Origin of the sequence: Janthinobacterium leeuwenhoeki (assembly GCF_051380795.1) — a bacterium.
GTDB lineage: Bacteria > Pseudomonadota > Gammaproteobacteria > Burkholderiales > Burkholderiaceae_D > Janthinobacterium.
On sequence record NZ_JBNYXT010000016.1, the window covers coordinates 70,472 to 86,791 of the forward strand.

General features: G+C 63.5%; 16 protein-coding genes and 1 riboswitch. Of the genes, 10 read left to right on the forward strand and 6 right to left on the reverse strand.

Annotated features, from left to right (window positions below; genetic code table 11):
- Positions 1–97 precede the first annotated feature (97 nt).
- From pal to ybgC, 6 genes are read right to left on the reverse strand one after another with little or no spacing between them, the layout of a single operon-like run.
- Complete coding sequence (pal, locus tag ACQ4WS_RS14550; protein WP_436477322.1) at positions 98–619, reverse strand: peptidoglycan-associated lipoprotein Pal; 522 nt, start codon at positions 617–619, stop codon at positions 98–100.
- Positions 620–662: 43 nt separating this feature from the next.
- A complete protein-coding gene (gene tolB, locus ACQ4WS_RS14555) occupies positions 663–1,931 on the reverse strand; it encodes a Tol-Pal system beta propeller repeat protein TolB (RefSeq protein ID WP_436477377.1) in 1,269 nt (422 codons plus the stop codon).
- Positions 1,932–1,936: 5 nt separating this feature from the next.
- Positions 1,937–2,956 (reverse strand): cell envelope integrity protein TolA, encoded by a 1,020-nt coding sequence (tolA, locus tag ACQ4WS_RS14560; protein ID WP_436477324.1) that lies wholly within the window; start codon positions 2,954–2,956, stop codon positions 1,937–1,939.
- 48 nt (positions 2,957–3,004) lie between these two features.
- Positions 3,005–3,445, reverse strand: a complete 441-nt coding sequence (locus ACQ4WS_RS14565; RefSeq protein WP_223278896.1) for an ExbD/TolR family protein — start codon at positions 3,443–3,445, stop codon at positions 3,005–3,007.
- A 15-nt stretch (positions 3,446–3,460) separates the two neighbouring features.
- Complete coding sequence (tolQ, locus tag ACQ4WS_RS14570; RefSeq protein ID WP_034759183.1) at positions 3,461–4,150, reverse strand: protein TolQ; 690 nt, start codon at positions 4,148–4,150, stop codon at positions 3,461–3,463.
- Positions 4,151–4,197: 47 nt separating this feature from the next.
- The gene (gene ybgC / locus ACQ4WS_RS14575; RefSeq protein WP_436477326.1) at positions 4,198–4,599 is read right to left on the reverse strand and encodes a tol-pal system-associated acyl-CoA thioesterase; all 402 of its coding nucleotides are present in this window, start codon (positions 4,597–4,599) and stop codon (positions 4,198–4,200) included.
- Between the two features lie 314 nt (positions 4,600–4,913).
- Positions 4,914–5,038: riboswitch (ZMP/ZTP riboswitch) on the forward strand.
- A 111-nt stretch (positions 5,039–5,149) separates the two neighbouring features.
- On the opposite strand from ybgC, the gene glyA reads away from it, so the two are divergent.
- The 10 genes from glyA to ACQ4WS_RS14625 all read left to right on the forward strand — a co-directional run bounded on the left by glyA (position 5,150) and on the right by ACQ4WS_RS14625 (position 16,293).
- Positions 5,150–6,394, forward strand: coding sequence for a serine hydroxymethyltransferase (gene glyA, locus ACQ4WS_RS14580; RefSeq protein WP_116743599.1), 1,245 nt, complete (start codon positions 5,150–5,152; stop codon positions 6,392–6,394).
- A gap of 143 nt (positions 6,395–6,537) precedes the next feature.
- Complete coding sequence (nrdR, locus tag ACQ4WS_RS14585; RefSeq protein WP_102122546.1) at positions 6,538–7,002, forward strand: transcriptional regulator NrdR; 465 nt, start codon at positions 6,538–6,540, stop codon at positions 7,000–7,002.
- 242 nt (positions 7,003–7,244) lie between these two features.
- Entirely contained in the window at positions 7,245–7,814 is a 570-nt protein-coding gene (gene pilV / locus ACQ4WS_RS14590) for a type IV pilus modification protein PilV (protein WP_436477329.1), read from the forward strand.
- Complete coding sequence (locus ACQ4WS_RS14595) at positions 7,811–8,788, forward strand: PilW family protein (RefSeq protein WP_436477331.1); 978 nt, start codon at positions 7,811–7,813, stop codon at positions 8,786–8,788. The genes pilV and ACQ4WS_RS14595 overlap by 4 nt, the downstream gene beginning before the upstream one ends.
- A 9-nt stretch (positions 8,789–8,797) precedes the next feature.
- Complete coding sequence (locus ACQ4WS_RS14600) at positions 8,798–9,463, forward strand: pilus assembly PilX family protein (RefSeq protein WP_436477333.1); 666 nt, start codon at positions 8,798–8,800, stop codon at positions 9,461–9,463.
- Positions 9,460–13,305 carry a PilC/PilY family type IV pilus protein gene (locus ACQ4WS_RS14605; RefSeq protein ID WP_436477335.1) on the forward strand — a complete coding sequence of 1,282 codons (3,846 nt, stop codon included), beginning with the start codon at positions 9,460–9,462 and terminating at the stop codon, positions 13,303–13,305. Before ACQ4WS_RS14600 ends, ACQ4WS_RS14605 begins: the two co-directional genes overlap by 4 nt.
- Before the next feature lie 59 nt (positions 13,306–13,364).
- Positions 13,365–13,868, forward strand: a complete 504-nt coding sequence (locus ACQ4WS_RS14610) for a type IV pilin protein (protein ID WP_436477379.1) — start codon at positions 13,365–13,367, stop codon at positions 13,866–13,868.
- Between the two features lie 20 nt (positions 13,869–13,888).
- Positions 13,889–14,482 (forward strand): GspH/FimT family pseudopilin, encoded by a 594-nt coding sequence (locus tag ACQ4WS_RS14615; RefSeq protein WP_436477337.1) that lies wholly within the window; start codon positions 13,889–13,891, stop codon positions 14,480–14,482.
- A gap of 46 nt (positions 14,483–14,528) precedes the next feature.
- Positions 14,529–15,629, forward strand: a complete 1,101-nt coding sequence (gene ribD, locus ACQ4WS_RS14620) for a bifunctional diaminohydroxyphosphoribosylaminopyrimidine deaminase/5-amino-6-(5-phosphoribosylamino)uracil reductase RibD (RefSeq protein ID WP_436477339.1) — start codon at positions 14,529–14,531, stop codon at positions 15,627–15,629.
- A gap of 28 nt (positions 15,630–15,657) precedes the next feature.
- On the forward strand, positions 15,658–16,293 hold the full coding sequence (locus ACQ4WS_RS14625) for a riboflavin synthase (RefSeq protein ID WP_436477341.1): 636 nt from the start codon (positions 15,658–15,660) through the stop codon (positions 16,291–16,293).
- Positions 16,294–16,320 lie beyond the last annotated feature (27 nt).

The following is a 16,320-nucleotide window of genomic DNA, read 5'->3' on the forward strand; positions in this document are numbered from 1 at the left end:
GGGCGCCGGGCGGTGAATCACCGCGCTGCGCCCCATTATTATGCCTATGACTGGCCAGTTAGGTAAGCGTCAATGCTGCTGCGCTCACCCATGCACATCAATAAACGATGTCAGCGCGGCGGTTTTCTGCCCATGCTGCTTCGTTGCTGCCTTGTGCTTTAGGCTTTTCTTTGCCCAGCGAGACGGCTTCCATTTGGCCTTCTGGCACGCCCAGGGCGGCCATCGACTTGCGCACGGCTTCAGCACGTTTCTGGCCCAGGGCCAGATTGTACTCAGCGCCACCGCGTTCATCGGTGTTACCTTGGATCAGGATCTTGCGGCTAGGCGTTTTCACCAGGTAGCCAGCGTGGTTTTGCACGACTGGGGTGTCCGCTTCGCGCACGACGTATTTGTTGAAGTCGAAGTAGATGCTGCGGTTAGCCAGCACGCCTTTTGGATCGTCCAGTGGATCGACCGATGCGGTCGTCACTGGCTGAACTTGACGGGTGTCAACTGGAGCTGCGACCTTTTCAGGAGCGCGCTCAACCACTGGGGTTTCTGCGACTTTGACTGGGGTGCTGCAGGCGGACAGCAGGGCTGCGGTAGCGGCGATGAAAGCCAAACTTTTAAAGTTACTCATTTTTATTCTCCGGGTCATGGTTAAAGGTGAAACTGTACAGCATTTACTTCATAAAAGGACCCCAGGTGGGTTCCTTGATATTGCCAGCTTGCGTAGTCAAACGCTGTTTGACGCGGCCATCCACCGATACCACTGCCAGCGACTTGCGTCGTCCGGATTCGGTCGCGTACATGATATATTTCCCGTTGGGCGAAAAGCTCGGTGATTCGTCGTTGGCGGTGTCCGACAGGCGCAGTTCCTGGCCACTAGCCAGGTCGAGCGCGTAGAGCTGGAAATTGCCGTCGCGACGGGAAATATAAGCGAGTGTCTTCCCGTCGGACGAAATCCGCGGGCTGATGTTGTAGGAGCCGCCAAACGTCACGCGCTTGGCTTCGCCGCCGCTGGTCGACATACGATAGATTTGTGGTCCGCCGCTGCGATCGCTGGTGAAGTAAATGCTTTGCCCATCGGCCGAGAATTGGGGTTCCGTATCGATGCCGCTGCTGTTGCTGACGCGGCGCAAGCCGCTGCCGTCGGCATTGACGGTATAGACCTGGGTATGGCCATCGCGCGACAGGGCCACGGCCAGGCGCGAACCGTCCGGGCTCCAGGTGGGCGCAGAATTACTGCCTTTTTCATTCGATACGATGGTGCGCTGGCGCGTCACCAGGTTTTGCACGTAAACGATGGGCTTTTTCTTTTCAAACGACACATACGCCACCTTGGTGCCGTCCGGCGACCACGACGGCGAAATGATAGGCTCGTTCGAGCGCAGGGCGACCTGGATGCCTTCGCCATCGGCGTCGGCGATTTCCAGGCGGTATTCGCGACCCGACTGCGTGACGTAGGCGATGCGCGTGGCGAACGCGCCCTTGACGCCCGTCAACTTCTCATAGATGTCATCGGCGATCTTGTGCGCCAGCAGGCGGTTGAACTGTGGCGCGGCTGCATTGTTCATGCTCGAGATCTGCGCCCCCTTGATGGTGTCGAACAGCTTGTAGCGCACGTCCAGGCGGCCATCGGCCATGCTTTGCACGCTACCGGCCGCCAGCGCGTCGGCGCCGCGCGACTTCCATTGCTCATAGCTGACGGGCGCCGTTTCCGATACGGGCGCATCGGCGTCGATCAGCTTGAACACGCCGCTGCGCGCCAGGTCGGCCTTGATAATGCCCGACAGCGATTGCGGCGCCGCCGATTCATTGACGAAGCTGGCGACAGCCACCGGGATCTGGTTGCTGCCGATCCCCGTAATCTCCACGCGCAGCTGCGCCTGGGCGCCGGATGCTCCCAGCATCAGGCCGGCGCAGAGCACGACATAGCTCATTTTTTTCATGGTCATCATTTAGGCAAATCCTTCATCTCGAATATGAGTTCAATCTCGCGTTCCACGGTGCCGTCTTTTTTCTTCGGCAGTGGCGACGATTTATTAATGGCGTTTTCCACCGAGCTGTCATACGCCGGCAGGCCGCTACTTTTAATCTTTCGGACCGAAATAATTTCCCCAGTTGGCAGTTGCTCGATCTTGAACACGGCGCGCGGGTTGCCCGGCACGTCCGTGCTACCGCTGTACGCGATATTGCTCTTGATCTTGCTCGTCAGGGCAGCGACATAGCCGCTGTCCTTGCGTGGCGCGGTCGCTTTCGCGGCCGTGCCCGTTGTGCCGGCGCCTGCCGCGCCCGTGATGCGGCTCATTTCCGCGTCACGCGCCTTGTCGGCGGCTTTTTTCTCTTCCGCCGCTTTTTTCGCCTTGGCAGCTTTTTCCGCCGCCGCTTTTTTATCGGACAGTTCTTTCTCGGCTTTTTCTTCCGCCGCTTTTTCTTTCTCTTTGGCCTGCTTGGCTTTCTCCAGCTTGTCGGCCTTTTCTTTTTCCAGCTTTTCAGCCTTGTCTTTTTCTTTCTGCTTCTGCTTTTCCAGTTCGCGCTTTTCTTCCTCGCGTTCCTTCAATTCCTGCTTGCGGCGCTCTTCGGCTGCCGCTTTTTCCTTCTCTTCTTTCAGCTTGGCCTTCTTGCGTTCCAGGGCGATCTCCGCCTCGCGCAAGTCAACCTTCGGCTCGGGCGCTGCCACCGGCGGCGGTGGCGGCGGTGCTGGCTGTTCCACTTCCGGTTCCGGCGGCGGCGCCGGGGTTGGCTCCGGTTCCGTCGCCACTTCGGGCGGCGGCGCGGCCGTCTGCACTTTCATATCCCACACTTCCGCTTCGACGGCCACAGGTTCCGTATTTTGCCAGTGTACGCCCACCCACAGGAAAAACAGCAGCCCAAGGTGCATCGCCAGCGCCAGGCCCAGCGAGGGCCAGCGGCTGCGTTCGCGCGGCACGCTGTAGGGCTTGCCGAGTACATGGTCGATTTGTTTGTTCTGCAAAGTCTAGTCTATCTAAAAACGGTCAAGTCTGGAAACGGGGTGCTGCGCTTACTTGGTGGCCAGGCCGACGCGGGTAATGCCCATCTTTTTCGCTTCCGAAATGAGCTGGATCACATCGTCGTACTTGCTTTCCTTGTCGCCAGCAATCATCACGGGATAGTCTGGATTGCTCTCGTGCAAGCCGCGCAGCTTGCGCAGCAGGGCGTCGCGGTTCGGTTCCGTTTCCGGCGACAGCTGTTCCTTGCCGATGACGCCGATCGACAGTGAACCATTTGGTTTCAGCACGATCTGAATATAGTCATCAGGCGGTTTGGCCGACTTTTCCGCGTTGGGCAAGTTCACCACGCTGGGATTGTTTGACGACGGCATCACCATGAAAATGATCAGCAGCACCAGCATCACGTCGATGTACGGCACGACGTTGATTTCGGACTTGAACTTGCGGCCACGGCCACCGCGCATGCCGCCGCTATTGAATGAGGAACCCATGGACGCTGCTCCCTCTTAGCGCGACTGGCGCTGCAAGATGTTGGAGAATTCCTCGACGAAGCTTTCGAAGCGGATCGCCAGGCGGTCGATGTCATGCGAAAAACGGTTGTAGGCGACGACGGCGGGAATCGCCGCGAACAGGCCGATGGCGGTAGCGATCAGCGCTTCGGCAATGCCGGGCGCGACAGCGGCCAGGGTGGCTTGCTGCACGTTGGCCAGGCCGCGGAAGGCGTTCATGATGCCCCACACGGTGCCAAGCAGGCCGATGTACGGCGAGACGGAGCCGACGGAAGCGAGGAAAGCCAGGTGCGATTCGAGCACGTCCATTTCACGCTGGAAGGCGGCGCGCATGGCGCGGCGTGCGCCGTCGAGCACGGCGCCGACGTCCAGCGCTTCGCGCGAACCGTAGGAAGCCTTGCCCTTGATGAATTCGCCCATGCCGGCGTCAAAAATGCGGGCCAGCGCGCCGCTCTGGTCGCGGTTGCCGCTGGCGTTCTGGTGCAGCGCATGCAGGTTGCCGCCGGCCCAGAAGCTGCGTTCGAATTCGATGGTTTGCTTGCGCGCCTGGCGCACGGCAAACATCTTGCGGAAAATATAGGTCCAGCTGGTCAGGGAAATCAGCAGCAGCAGGGCCATGATCAGTTGCACGATCAAATGGGCATTGGAGATGAGCGCGAGGAAAGAAAGATCTTGTGTAACGTTCATTGGCTGGCAGTCTGTTGGGTGAATTGTCCGGGGGTGGCGGGTAGGGCTCAGGCGGCGCGCATGCGGGCCGCGACTGCATCAGGCACGGCGCGCGGGCGCAGGGCCGAATCGACGCAGCCGATCTTGACGCGGGCCGTGTTGAGCAGGCGGTCGCCGCACCAGGCTTGTTGCAGGAAAACGATGGAGGCGCGCCCCATTTTTTCTATGCTTAAGGTTAATCTTACCGTGTCATCGAGCCTGGCTGGCGCATGATAGTCGGCGTTGACGCTTTTGACAACGAACATCGCGTCATGCTGTTGCAGCAATGCCTGCTGGCCCACGTCGATGGAGCGCAGCCATTCCGTGCGTGCGCGCTCGAAAAATTTCAGGTAGTTAGCGTAATAGACGATGCCGCCGGCGTCTGTGTCTTCATAGTAGACACGTACGTTCCAGGTAAAGACTGAAGGCATGTTTATTGCGCCAGTAGTGAGATTGAGCAACATTTTACGCGATTTTTCTTCTTGTGACTGTGGGCGCTTGCTGGAAAGCCATGCAAAAGCTGCATATAAGTTGCACCGCAGCATTCTAAATCCGGGGGGCGCAATGGCAAGCTTCGTAACATACGCTTACATGACATGGCCAGGTTTAAGCCCAGCTTAAGCAGCGCAACCATGCCCTGGCGCGGCCACAGGCCGTGCCAGGGCATGGTTGCGCGCGGCGATTATAGCCGCACGGTTGCATTCCTTGCTCAATTTGGGCACTTAACTTACAATTTGACTTCCATTACGTCTCACGTGACTGGCGAAAAGTCGGGCGATCTCCATGAATGGCGATCGGCAAACCGGCGAAAGGTGGGCATCCACCGGGAAACGTGAGATTTTTCATCAGCCGTTCGCCTGGGTAGCCACTATGGAAAAGCACGAAGAGGCTGCCTGTCCAATGTTGTTATTCAATTAACGCCGGCTCCCCTCATTCGATCCAACCTGCCAGTACAAGCACCCTCATACTTGGAGTTTTTACATGTTTGCAAAAGATCACACCCTCGCCAACGTCGATCCTGAATTGTTCGCCGTCATTCAAAAAGAAAACACGCGCCAGCACGACCACATCGAGCTGATCGCGTCGGAGAACTACACGTCGCCAGCCGTAATGGAAGCGCAAGGCTCGCAACTGACAAACAAGTACGCCGAAGGCTACCCAGGCAAGCGCTACTACGGCGGCTGCGAATACGTCGACGTGGCCGAGCAACTGGCCATCGACCGCGTAAAACAGCTGTTCGGCGCCGAATGCGCGAACGTGCAGCCGAACTCCGGCTCGCAGGCGAACCAGGGCGTGTTCTTCGCCATGTTGAAACCAGGCGACCTGATCATGGGTATGTCGCTGGCCGAAGGCGGCCACCTGACCCACGGCATGCCGCTGAACATGTCCGGCAAGTGGTTTGACGTCGTGTCGTATGGCTTGACGGCGGAAGAGGACATCGACTACGAGGCAATGGAACGCCTGGCCCGCGAACGCAAGCCAAAACTGATCATCGCCGGCGCGTCCGCGTTCTCGAAAAAGATCGACTTCGAGCGCTTCGGCAAGATCGCCAAGGAAGTTGGCGCCTACTTCATGGTCGACATGGCCCACTACGCGGGCCTGATCGCCGCCGGCCTGTACCCGAACCCGGTGCCGTTCGCCGACTTCGTCACCTCGACCACGCACAAATCGCTGCGCGGCCCGCGCGGCGGCATCATCCTGATGAAGGCCGAACACGAAAAAGCCATCAACTCGGCCATCTTCCCTGGTATCCAGGGCGGGCCGCTGATGCACGTGATCGCCGGCAAGGCCGTTGCCTTCAAGGAAGCGCTGAGCCCTGAGTTCGTCGAATACCAGAAGCAAGTGGTCAAGAACGCCGACGTTCTGGCGAAAACTCTGATTAAGCGCGGCCTGCGTATCGTGTCCGGTGGCACCGAATCGCACGTCATGCTGGTCGATCTGCGCGCCAAGAACCTGACGGGCAAGGAAGCCGAAGCCATCCTCGGTTCCGCGCACATCACCTGCAACAAGAACGGCATCCCGAACGACCCGCAAAAACCCTTCGTCACCTCGGGCATCCGCCTGGGCAGCCCGGCGATGACGACGCGCGGTTTCAAGGAAGCGCAAGCGGAAGAAGTGGGCAACCTGATCGCCGACGTGCTGGACAATCCGCATGACGCCGCCACCATTGAGCGCGTGAAAGCAGCCGTGAAAGTGCTGGCCGACGCGCACCCGGTGTACGCATAATTATTTGTCCAGAATGTGTCATACAGAGTAAGATTCTGTATGACACATTCCTTCGTGCCCAAGGGCGCCCGGAGTGATTCGGGCGCCCTTTGTACAGGGGCGGCGATTTCCCGTAATTATTACTATAAAGTTGTAGCCAGCCCATGAAATGTCCATTTTGCCAGCACGGCGATACCCAGGTTCTCGATACGCGTGTATCGGAGGACGGGGATGCCATTCGGCGCCGCCGCCGCTGCGGCAAATGCGACAAGCGTTTTACCACGTACGAGCGCATTGAACTTATCATGCCGGCCGTCGTCAAAAAGAATGGCAGCCGGACGGAGTTCGCTGCGGATAAGTTGCGCGGCAGTTTGATGCTGGCCTTGCGCAAGCGTCCCGTCGCGGCCGCCTCCGTGGATACGGCCATCGCCTCCATCCAGGAAAAACTGCTCACCAGCGGCTTGCGCGAAGTCGATTCCGGCTATATCGGCGAACTCGTCATGCAGGAACTCAAGCGCCTCGACAAGATCGCCTACATCCGCTTCGCCTCCGTCTACAAGAATTTCGAAGACCTGGCCGAGTTCCAGGATGCGATTGCCGAAGTGGGGCAGGCGCGCAGCAAGCCCTGACGCTCACCTTCTTGTTCACCTGATTGAAAATGGGGCCGGTTCTGCGCCCCGTGTTCATCACGCCAGCGTTCGCCTGGCAAGCGGCCTGATCAATCCCAACGCTGTTTTTTTCATTTTATCGCCTTGCTGTTTGCGCTAGCGCAGACCCGGCTTTTTGCGCGCGCCTATCGTGTACCTGGGCCGCCTGTTCTTGCGACTCTGTCTGCGGAAGGGGGTAGCGCATGCGCAATGGCGGTCGCACTATGTTTCCTGCGGGTGGCAGCAGCCTCGTCGAGGTGCTCGTGTCCCTGCTGCTGTTGGCGTTGGGTTTGCTCGGCGCCAGCATCCTGCAACTGCACTCCCTGCGTGCGCGCCATGAGTCGGCGCTGTTGTCGGCGGGCGTGCAACTGGCCGCCGGCATGGCCGAGCGCATGCGCGCGAATAGCGTGCTCATGAATGGCCCCGATACGGGCAATCCCTACCTGAACGTGGCCTACGCGGCGGCGGACGACGCCGAAGCTGGCGGTGGCGCGCCCGACTGTTTTGGTGCTGCCGCCTGCAGCGCGGCCGAACTGGCGCAATTTGACATCGCCGAATGGAAGCACAGGCTGCATGCGGCCTTGCCTGACGCGCGTCTGCAAATCTGCCGCGATGCTCCCGCGTGGGACGCCGCCGCCCAAGGCTTGCACTGGGCGTGTAGCGGTGGCAAGGGCGCGCCCATCGTTATCAAGCTGGGCTGGCGCGCCCGCCTGCCCGATGGCTCGCCCGCCGTGAATGCGGCAAACGAGTCGCTGCCCAGACTGGCATTCCAGCTGGGCGGAGGCGGCGCATGAACAGCGTGCATACCGCGTGGTGCCGGCAGTGCGGCATGAGCCTGCTCGAATTGCTGGTGGCCCTGTCGCTGGGTGCGCTGCTGATGCTGGTCGCCAGCACCGTGCTGCTGGCGGCCAGCGGCAGCTATGGCGACCAGTCCGCCAGTGCGCGGCTGGACGACAACGGCCGCTATGCCCTCGACACCATCGCCCGCGCCGTGCGCCAGACGGCGTATGTGAACTGGGATAGCAGCGCCGCGCCCGTCGCCCATGCGGATGACGACAGTGCGAATGTCGCCGGGCTCGACGCGCGCAGCCTGGGCAAGAACAGCGAGGGCATCAGCGGCGCGCTGCCCGACGCCATGCAGGGCAGCGACGTGCTGGCCCTGCGCTATTACGGCGCCGGGAAGGAAGAGGGCGGTGACGGATCCGTGCTCAATTGCGCCGGCTTCGGCGTGGGTGCCGCGCAAACGGAGGCGCAGCGGGGCTGGAGCATTTTCTATGTGGCGCAGGGCGCCGATGGCGAGGGGGAATTGCGCTGCAAATACCGGGGCGCAAACGGCTGGGGCGCGGACGCCATCATCCGCGGCGTTGACGGCTTCCAGGTGCTGTATGGCCTCGACACGGATACGCCGCCCGACGGCGTGGCGAACCGCTATGTCAACGCCAGCGCGCTCGACGCCGACGATGCGGCGCTGCTGCTGGCGGGTACGGATGCGGCCGCGCGCCAGCGTGATTTGCACCGCCGCACGCACTGGAAGCGCGTGGCCAGTGTGCGCGTGGCGCTGCTGTTGCATGGTGAAGCGGGCCAGGCAGACAAGATGGCGGACCTGGGGCCGGCGCAGTTCGACCTGTTCGGCAAGGCGTATGCCGAGGCGCACGGCGCCGGCGACACGGGCGTGCGCATCGCGCGCGCGACCTTGCCCGCCGCAACGCGCTCCAGGCTGCGGCAACTGGTGCAGACAAGCATCATGCTGCGCAACGGACCGGCCTAGGCGGGTGGCATGATGGCTGGCGGGGGCGTCCGCTGGTACATACCGCGTTGCGCGCCCGGTGCGAGGCGGCGTGGCGCCACCCTCGTGTATGTGCTGTGCCTGCTGGTGATCATCTTGCTGCTGGGCATATCGGCGGCGCAGATGGCCTTGCAGGGGGAAAAGGCGGCACGCGGCGAACGTGACCGGCAGATCGCGTTTCAGGCGGCGGAGGAGGCATTGGTGGATGCGCAGAATGATATCGAAGGCTGGCCCGGCGCGCCGGGACGTAGCAGCCTCTTCGCGCCTGGCAGTGCGGCAGGTTTCGCGGACGGCTGTGGCGAAGGAGGCGCACTGGGCTTGTGCCTGCCCGCAGCCCCGGAGGCGCCGGCGCTCTGGCTGAGCATGGATCTGAATGGCGCCGAAGGGGGAAGTGCCAGCCGCGCCGTGCCATATGGCCAGTTCACGGGTGCCGTCATGCAGACGGGGCAGGGTTTCCTGCCGTCGCGCCGGCCCCGCTACCTGATCGAATTGCTGCCGTTTCACCCGCCCGGCGCACAGGCCACGGCGGTGGCTGGCGGCCTGGCCACGGAAAGTTATATATACCGCATCACGGCCATCGGTTTTGGCGCGCAGGAAAGCACGCAAGTCGTGCTGCAAAGCTATTATCGCAAAGAGGCGGCGGGAGCGGGGCCATGAGGGCGCTGTCGTCCGTCTGCTTGCTGCTGCTGGCTTGCCTGGCCAGCCTGGTGTGCCGCCCCGCCGTCGCTGCCCCTCCCACTGTGACGCTGGCGCGGGCCGATGCGGGCTTGCACGGCGCCAGAGTGCCGCCGAATCTGCTGCTCAACCTGTCCCTCACGCATGCGGCCGCTACGGCTGCGCACGGCGGCGAGTATGCGCCGCAGCGCGAGTACGCCGGTTACTTTCATGCGCGCATGTGCTACAGCTATCCCTACCGCAGCAAGGATGGCGTCATGCTGCCGGACTTGCGCGTAGCGACCGCTTACTTCTCCGTGCTGAAACCGGCCGATGCGCTGCACGGTTGCGGCGGCGACAGTTTCAGCGGCAACTTTCTCAACTGGGCCAGCACCAGCATGCTCGACATCGTCCGCTATGCCCTGACGGGCGGCGACCGCGTCATCGATGAAGTGCGCAAGACGGTGCTGCAGCGCGCCTACCTGCCCGATGCCGACAGCCCCATCGACTTCTTTGCCCATCCTGTCTTTTTCCCGCGCAAGGTCTTGCAGACAGGCGTGGCGGCGGCGACACCGTTTGCGCTGGCGCAACTGGCCATCGTTTCCTGCCGCAACCGCCTGCTGTTCGGCGACGCCAGCTTGCCCCCGGGCGGCAGTTGCGACGCGCCCGGCTTTGCTGCCACGCACGGCGTGTTCCTCGCGCGCGTGCGCGTGTGCGATGCAGATGAGGGGCCGCTGCGCGACGACTTGTGCCTGGCGTATGGCAAGAACCACAAGCCGGTGGGCGCCGTGCAGCGCCATGGTGGTCGGGTGCGCGTGGGCGTGTTTGGCCACTTGAACGGCGTGAGCGCCGGTGCCGGTGCCGTGTATGGCGGCGTGTTGCGCGCGCCGCTGGCCCACGTGGGAAGACAGCGCTGGATGGCGCCCGACTTTTTGCCGCAAGACAATGCCGGCGCCGAGTGGAATCCCGCCACTGGCGTGTATGTGGCCCAAGCTGCGGGGCCTGGCGGCGGGGTGACCGCTTACATCAACGGCCTGGGGCGCGGCAACTTCGGGCATCCCGGCGCGTACGCGGGGGCGGCGCCGCTGGCTGAATTGCTGTACGAATCGCTGCGCTACCTGCAGGGGCGGCAAGCAAGCGCCACGACCGCTCCTGCTGTCGACGATGGCTTGCCGGTCGTTATGCCATGGAGCGACCCGCAAACGGCCAGCTGCCAGCGTCACATCGTCATCAGCCTGGGCGACGCGGGCATGGCGGGCGACCGCTACGTGCCCGGCAATGTCCCGGCGACTCCCGCATCAAACGGCGACCGCGCACGCGCCGCCGATGGCTTTGCGCCGCCGCCATTTGACGCGATGGCCTGGACGCATGCGGTGGGCAGCCTGGAAAGCGGTGGCGCACCCGGCAATCCCGCGCCACGGCCGGAACTGGCGTCGCTGGAACTGCTGGCCGACGGGGCGGGCGGCGCCAGCTACCATGCGGCAGGCCTGGCCTACTGGTCGCATGTGCAGGCGCTGCGTCCTGGCGGCAAGAATGACGGCGTTGCCAAGGTCGAGCACTATGCGGGCGACTTGCGCCAGGGCGACCCGGCCGGCAACTCTGCAGCCACTCCCGCCGCTACTCCCTTGTTATTGGCGGCCAAGTATGGCGGTTTTCTCGATACGAACGGCGACGCCAACCCATTCAAGAGCGCGGCGGGCAGCGCCTTGGAGGAGTGGAGCCTGGATGGTCGCTGGCCTGGTCATTACCTGCCCGGCAGTGACCCGGCTGCCCTGATCGCGGGCCTGCGCGCGGCCTTTGCTGCCGCCGACAAGGGCAGCTTGCCGGCGACGCTGGCAGGACCAGCCCTGATGGCGTTGGCTAGCGGTACGGAAGAGGCATACTGGTTCCAGACGCAGATGCGCCTGGCCGATGGCAGCATGACCTTGTCGCGCTCCACATTTGTCATGCGGCCCGATGGCGCACCGCTTGCCGGCAAACCATGGTGGCGCGCTGGCGGCCAGGATAAGCCCATGCCGGATGGCGCGCCCGCGTCCTTGCGCCCGGTCTACACGCTTGACGCCAAGGGTGCCCTGATGCCGCTGACCTGGAAGCGTCTCGACGCAGCGCAGCGGGGCGCATTCGACGGCGGCGATGGACAAGGGGAGGCGCGCCTGGCGTATCTGCTGGGCCAGCGTACGCACGAGGTGGGCCAGTCAGGCGGCTTTCTGCGGCGCCGCTCGGGCGGCCTGGGCGCCGCGCCGCATGGCAATTTGCTGTACGTGGGCGCGCCGGGGCTGGGTATGCCGGGGGGCAGCTATGGCTTGCACCGCAAGGCGCTGCTGCAGCGCCGGAAAATGCTGTACCTGGGGGCCAACGATGGCTTGCTGCATGCATTTGATGCGCGCACGGGCAGCGAATTGTTTGCCTATCTGCCGCAAGCGCTGCTGCACGCGGCTGCCGCCGCTGCGAGCACTCACTACAGCCCTGGCCCGCTGCTCGACGGCGCCGCGGCCACGGCGGAAGTGCTGGCGCTGGGACGCTGGAAGACGCTGCTGGTGTCGGGCATGGGCGGTGGGGCGCAAGGCGTGTTTGCGCTCGATATTACCGATCCGGCGCGCTTCGCGCAAGACGGGGCGATGTGGGAGTTCACGGACCGCGACGACAAGCTGATAGGCAACGTACGCGCGCCGCCCGCCTTTGCCCGCATCAACATGGGCGGCAAGGATGGGGCGCCAGCCTACCGCGATTTTGCCATCGTCGCCAGCGGCTACAACAATCATGTGAATGACGGCAAGGACACGACGGCGCCCGCATCGTCCGCTGCCATCTTCCTGCTGGCGCTGGACAAGGCGCCCGGCACGCCATGGGTGTTGGGAAGTAATTATTTCCGTCTCAAGGTGCCCGTGGCCAGTGGTGGCGATGGCGATGGCGGCCATGGCAGCGCGGCGGATACGGACGTCATGCCCCACGCGCTGGGCCCGCCCGCCGTGGTGCCGGGCAGCGACAGCGCGCTGGCGTATCTGTATGCGGGCGATTTGCAGGGCAATATCTGGCGCCTTGACATGGCTGGCGGGCCGCCGTGGAAGGATGGCCAGGGGCGCAAGCTCGTCTTTGTTGCGCGTGATGCGCAGGGCAGGCGCCAGCCCGTGACGCAGCAGCTGAGCGTGGCGTACGCGCCCGCTGGCGGTTATGTGCTGCTGTTCGGCACGGGCAAGCTGGTCGAAGCGACCGATACCTGGCCCGCCACCTTTCTGTCACAGTCGTTTTACGCCGTGCACGACGATGTGCGGGAATCATCGCCCACGCGCAGCCGGGCCGATCTGGAGCAGCGCAGCCTGGGCGAGGCGGTGGGCGGCGTGCGCGTCGATGGCGCCGAACTGCGCTACACGGGCAGCGATGCCATGCGCGGCTGGTTCCTCGATTTTATCAATACCGCACAGACGGGCGAACGCAGCATCAATAGTCCCGTGCTGGCTGCCGGCAAGGTGCTGTTCAATACTGTCCTGCCGGGGCGCGATTCTTGCGCCAAGCCGGCCACGCGCCTGTACGTGCTCGATGTGCTGAGCGGCTTTGCCGCCGATGGCGCCGGTGTCGTGCAGGCAGGCGCGCAGACGGGGCGCTTGTTCGATGGCCTGGCGCGCGCGCCGCCGCTGGCGCTGGAACTGAACAGCACGTTGGGCCCCGCGACAGCGGCAGGACGTGCCGAGGGGCGCAAGGAACTGGCCGTGCTGCAACCTGGCTTGCCGGGCGCGGCCAGCGGGGCCGGGCTCAAGGTCGTCAGCGCGCCGCTGCCGGCCCGGCGTCTCAGCTGGCGCGAAGTGGCGAACTGGCGCGAATTGCACGAGGCTGCCAAGAAAAAATAGGCGCGGGCCAGGCAGGGGCATCGCATCGGCAGGTGGTTGCGGCGAAGATGGGAGCTTATATGGGCGTGGTGATAAGGCGAAACGGAGCCGCTGCAAACGGTTGCGCTCCTGTTGTCAACCCGGCTGGCTTCAGCCTGATCGAATTGCTGGCCGCTCTGGCGATCATGAGCCTGCTGCTGGCGCTGGCCGTGCCCGCTTATCACGGCCATGTCGTGCGCGCCAAGCGGGTGCAGGGGCAGGCGGCCCTGCTGCGCCTGATGCAGCAGCAGGAGCGCTATTACTCGCAAAACAACCGCTACCTGGCATTTTCCTCGGTGTCGCCAGCGTCGCAGGCGCAGCAGTTTCCATGGTGGTCCGGTGCAGGGGGAGCGGCCAGCAGTGCGTATGAAATCGAGGCGCTTGCCTGTCCCGGCTTGACGATCGGGCAATGCGTGCTGTTGCGTGCCATGCCAGGCACGGCCAAGGTCGATGCGCAGTTCCAGGATGCCGATTGCGGCGTGCTGTCCTTGAGCAGCACGGGCCAGCGCGGCAGCAGCGGCCCCGCCAGCCATTGCTGGCCATAGGCCATTGCTTGCCCTAGGCCATGGCTACGCGCAAGCTGCCACCGCGGATTGGGCACACCGTCGCGCACACCGTCGCGCATACCTTGCCCGAATTGCTGGCCGTGCTGGCGATTGCCGCGCTGTTGGCGGCCGCTGCCATGCCCAGCCTGCAGCAGGTGCTGGCGCGCCAGCAGGTGCGCGCGGCGGCCACCGACTTGTTCTCGGCCATCGAATTGACGCGGGCACAGGCGATGGCGCGCGGCCAGCGCGTGCTGCTGATGCCGGCCGGGCCCGGTGGCACGGACTGGCGCACTGGCTGGCTGATATTCATCGACCGCAATGCCAACCTGGCGTTCGATGGCGATGACGAATTGCTGTTCCGCCAGGGACCGCTGCCGGCGGGCATCACGGCGCAGTTCGCTTTTTCATCGGCCACGGCGCCGTTTTATATCGCCTACAATGGCGCAGGACGCAGTTGCAGCGCGACCAATAGCCTGGCGGCGCGCTGGGGTACCTTGTCCCTGGCTTTGGGAAAGCAGGTGCGCCATATTAAAATCAATATGCTGGGCAGGGTGCGGGTGTGCGACCCGCAGCAGCAAGCGGCCAATTGTAGCGGCGTGGCCGACAGTTCGTAGCAAGACTTGCCTCTTACTTATTACTCACCTTCAAGCAAAGAAGCCCGTGGAAATACTCAACGATATCGATGGCATGCGCCTGGCGCTGGAATGGGCGGCGCGCGGTTTATACACGACCTCGCCCAATCCCCGCATCGGCTGCGTGATCGTCAGGGATGGCCAGGTGATCGGCGCCGGGGTGACGCAGGCGGCGGGGCAGGATCATGCCGAGGTGCAAGCGCTGGCCAATGCGGCAGCGCGCGGCAACGACGTGCGCGGCGCCACGGCTTACGTCACCCTGGAGCCGTGCAACCACCATGGCCGCACGCCGCCCTGTTCCGATGCGCTCGTGCGCGCCGGGTTGGGGCGCGTCGTGGCCGCCATGACGGACCCGAATCCGCTGGTGGCGGGGCAGGGACTGGCCAAGCTGCAAGCGGCCGGCATCGCCGTCACCACGGGCGTGCTGGCCGACGAAGCATATGAAATGAATATCGGCTTTTTCTCGCGCATGCAGCGCGGCAAGCCGTGGGTGCGCATGAAAACGGCGGCCAGCCTGGATGGCATGACGGCCTTGCACAACGGGCAAAGCCAGTGGATCACGGGGCCGGCAGCGCGCGCCGACGGCCATGCCTGGCGCGCGCGCGCCTGCGCCATCCTGACGGGCATCGGCACGGTCAAGGCGGACGATCCGCAACTGAACGTGCGCGCCGTCGAGACGCCGCGCCAGCCGCGCCGCATCGTCGTCGACAGCCGGCTCGACATCAGCCTCGATGCGCGCATCCTTGCTGGCGGCGGCACGTGGATCGTGGCGGCTGTTGCCAACCCGGAAAAGGAAGCCCAGCTGCGCGCCCTGGGCGCGGACGTCATCATGTTGCCGAACGCGGCCGGCAAGGTCGACCTGGCCGCGCTGATGCTGGAACTGGGACGCCGGCAATGCAATGAAGTCCACGTCGAGGCTGGTTCCAAACTGAACGGTTCGCTGATCCGCGAAGGCTGCGTCGACGAGTTGCTGGTCTACCTGGCGCCCACCTTGCTGGGCGATGCGCAGGGCATGTTTTCCTTGCCCGCCTTGACGGATATCAAGCAGCAGCGCACTTTGCAATTTCACCAGGTTCAGCAAGTGGGCGAAGATTTGCGTATCCTTGCAAGATTCGCCCAGCGCAATTAATACTTTTACACTTTTATAGGGTTAGTTCATGTTTACAGGAATTGTTGCCGCCATCGGCAAGATTGAAACCGTGCAAGCACTCGACGGCGGCCTCGATGCCGGCGTGCGCCTGACCATCCACGCGGGCGGCTTGCCGCTGGCCGATGTGGCCCTGGGCGATTCGATCGCCATCAATGGCGCTTGCATGACGGTGGTGGAAAAGTCGGACGCGGGCTTTGCCGTCGATGTCTCGCGCGAAAGCCTCAATTGCACCGTGGGCCTCGATACCACCACGGAAGTGAACCTGGAAAAAGCCCTGACCCTGGCCGAGCGCCTGGGCGGCCACCTGGTGTCCGGCCACGTCGACGGCCTGGGCATCGTGCGCAAGTTCGAAGCCGTGGGCGAATCGTGGGAGCTGGTCATCGAAGCGCCGCACGCGCTGGCGAAATACCTGGCCTTCAAAGGTTCCGTCGTCGTCAATGGCGTGTCGCTGACCGTCAACCGCGTGGAAGACCTGGGCGCGGGCGCCGTCAACGGCTGCCGTTTCTCGATCAATCTGATCCCGCACACGATCGCCATGACGACCTTGAAGCACTTGACGGTCGATGGCAAGGTGAACCTGGAAATCGACTTGATCGCCCGCTATGTCGAGCGCATGCTGTCGCTGGACAAGGCTGCCGCCTGATACAAAAACACAGCAACACAGCCGCTG

What these genes read in the sequence shown, in the direction of transcription:
- nrdR (WP_102122546.1), top strand. Translation starts at nt 6,538, where the DNA reads ATGAAATGTCCATTTTGCCAGCACGGCGATACCCAGGTTCTCGATACG.
- pal (WP_436477322.1), bottom strand. Translation starts at nt 619, where the DNA reads ATGAGTAACTTTAAAAGTTTGGCTTTCATCGCCGCTACCGCAGCCCTG.
- ACQ4WS_RS14600 (WP_436477333.1), top strand. Translation starts at nt 8,798, where the DNA reads ATGATGGCTGGCGGGGGCGTCCGCTGGTACATACCGCGTTGCGCGCCC.
- ybgC (WP_436477326.1), bottom strand. Translation starts at nt 4,599, where the DNA reads ATGCCTTCAGTCTTTACCTGGAACGTACGTGTCTACTATGAAGACACA.
- ACQ4WS_RS14595 (WP_436477331.1), top strand. Translation starts at nt 7,811, where the DNA reads ATGAACAGCGTGCATACCGCGTGGTGCCGGCAGTGCGGCATGAGCCTG.
- ACQ4WS_RS14615 (WP_436477337.1), top strand. Translation starts at nt 13,889, where the DNA reads ATGGCTACGCGCAAGCTGCCACCGCGGATTGGGCACACCGTCGCGCAC.
- tolQ (WP_034759183.1), bottom strand. Translation starts at nt 4,150, where the DNA reads ATGAACGTTACACAAGATCTTTCTTTCCTCGCGCTCATCTCCAATGCC.
- ACQ4WS_RS14625 (WP_436477341.1), top strand. Translation starts at nt 15,658, where the DNA reads ATGTTTACAGGAATTGTTGCCGCCATCGGCAAGATTGAAACCGTGCAA.
- tolB (WP_436477377.1), bottom strand. Translation starts at nt 1,931, where the DNA reads ATGAAAAAAATGAGCTATGTCGTGCTCTGCGCCGGCCTGATGCTGGGA.
- pilV (WP_436477329.1), top strand. Translation starts at nt 7,245, where the DNA reads ATGTTTCCTGCGGGTGGCAGCAGCCTCGTCGAGGTGCTCGTGTCCCTG.
- ACQ4WS_RS14610 (WP_436477379.1), top strand. Translation starts at nt 13,365, where the DNA reads ATGGGCGTGGTGATAAGGCGAAACGGAGCCGCTGCAAACGGTTGCGCT.
- glyA (WP_116743599.1), top strand. Translation starts at nt 5,150, where the DNA reads ATGTTTGCAAAAGATCACACCCTCGCCAACGTCGATCCTGAATTGTTC.
- ACQ4WS_RS14565 (WP_223278896.1), bottom strand. Translation starts at nt 3,445, where the DNA reads ATGGGTTCCTCATTCAATAGCGGCGGCATGCGCGGTGGCCGTGGCCGC.
- ACQ4WS_RS14605 (WP_436477335.1), top strand. Translation starts at nt 9,460, where the DNA reads ATGAGGGCGCTGTCGTCCGTCTGCTTGCTGCTGCTGGCTTGCCTGGCC.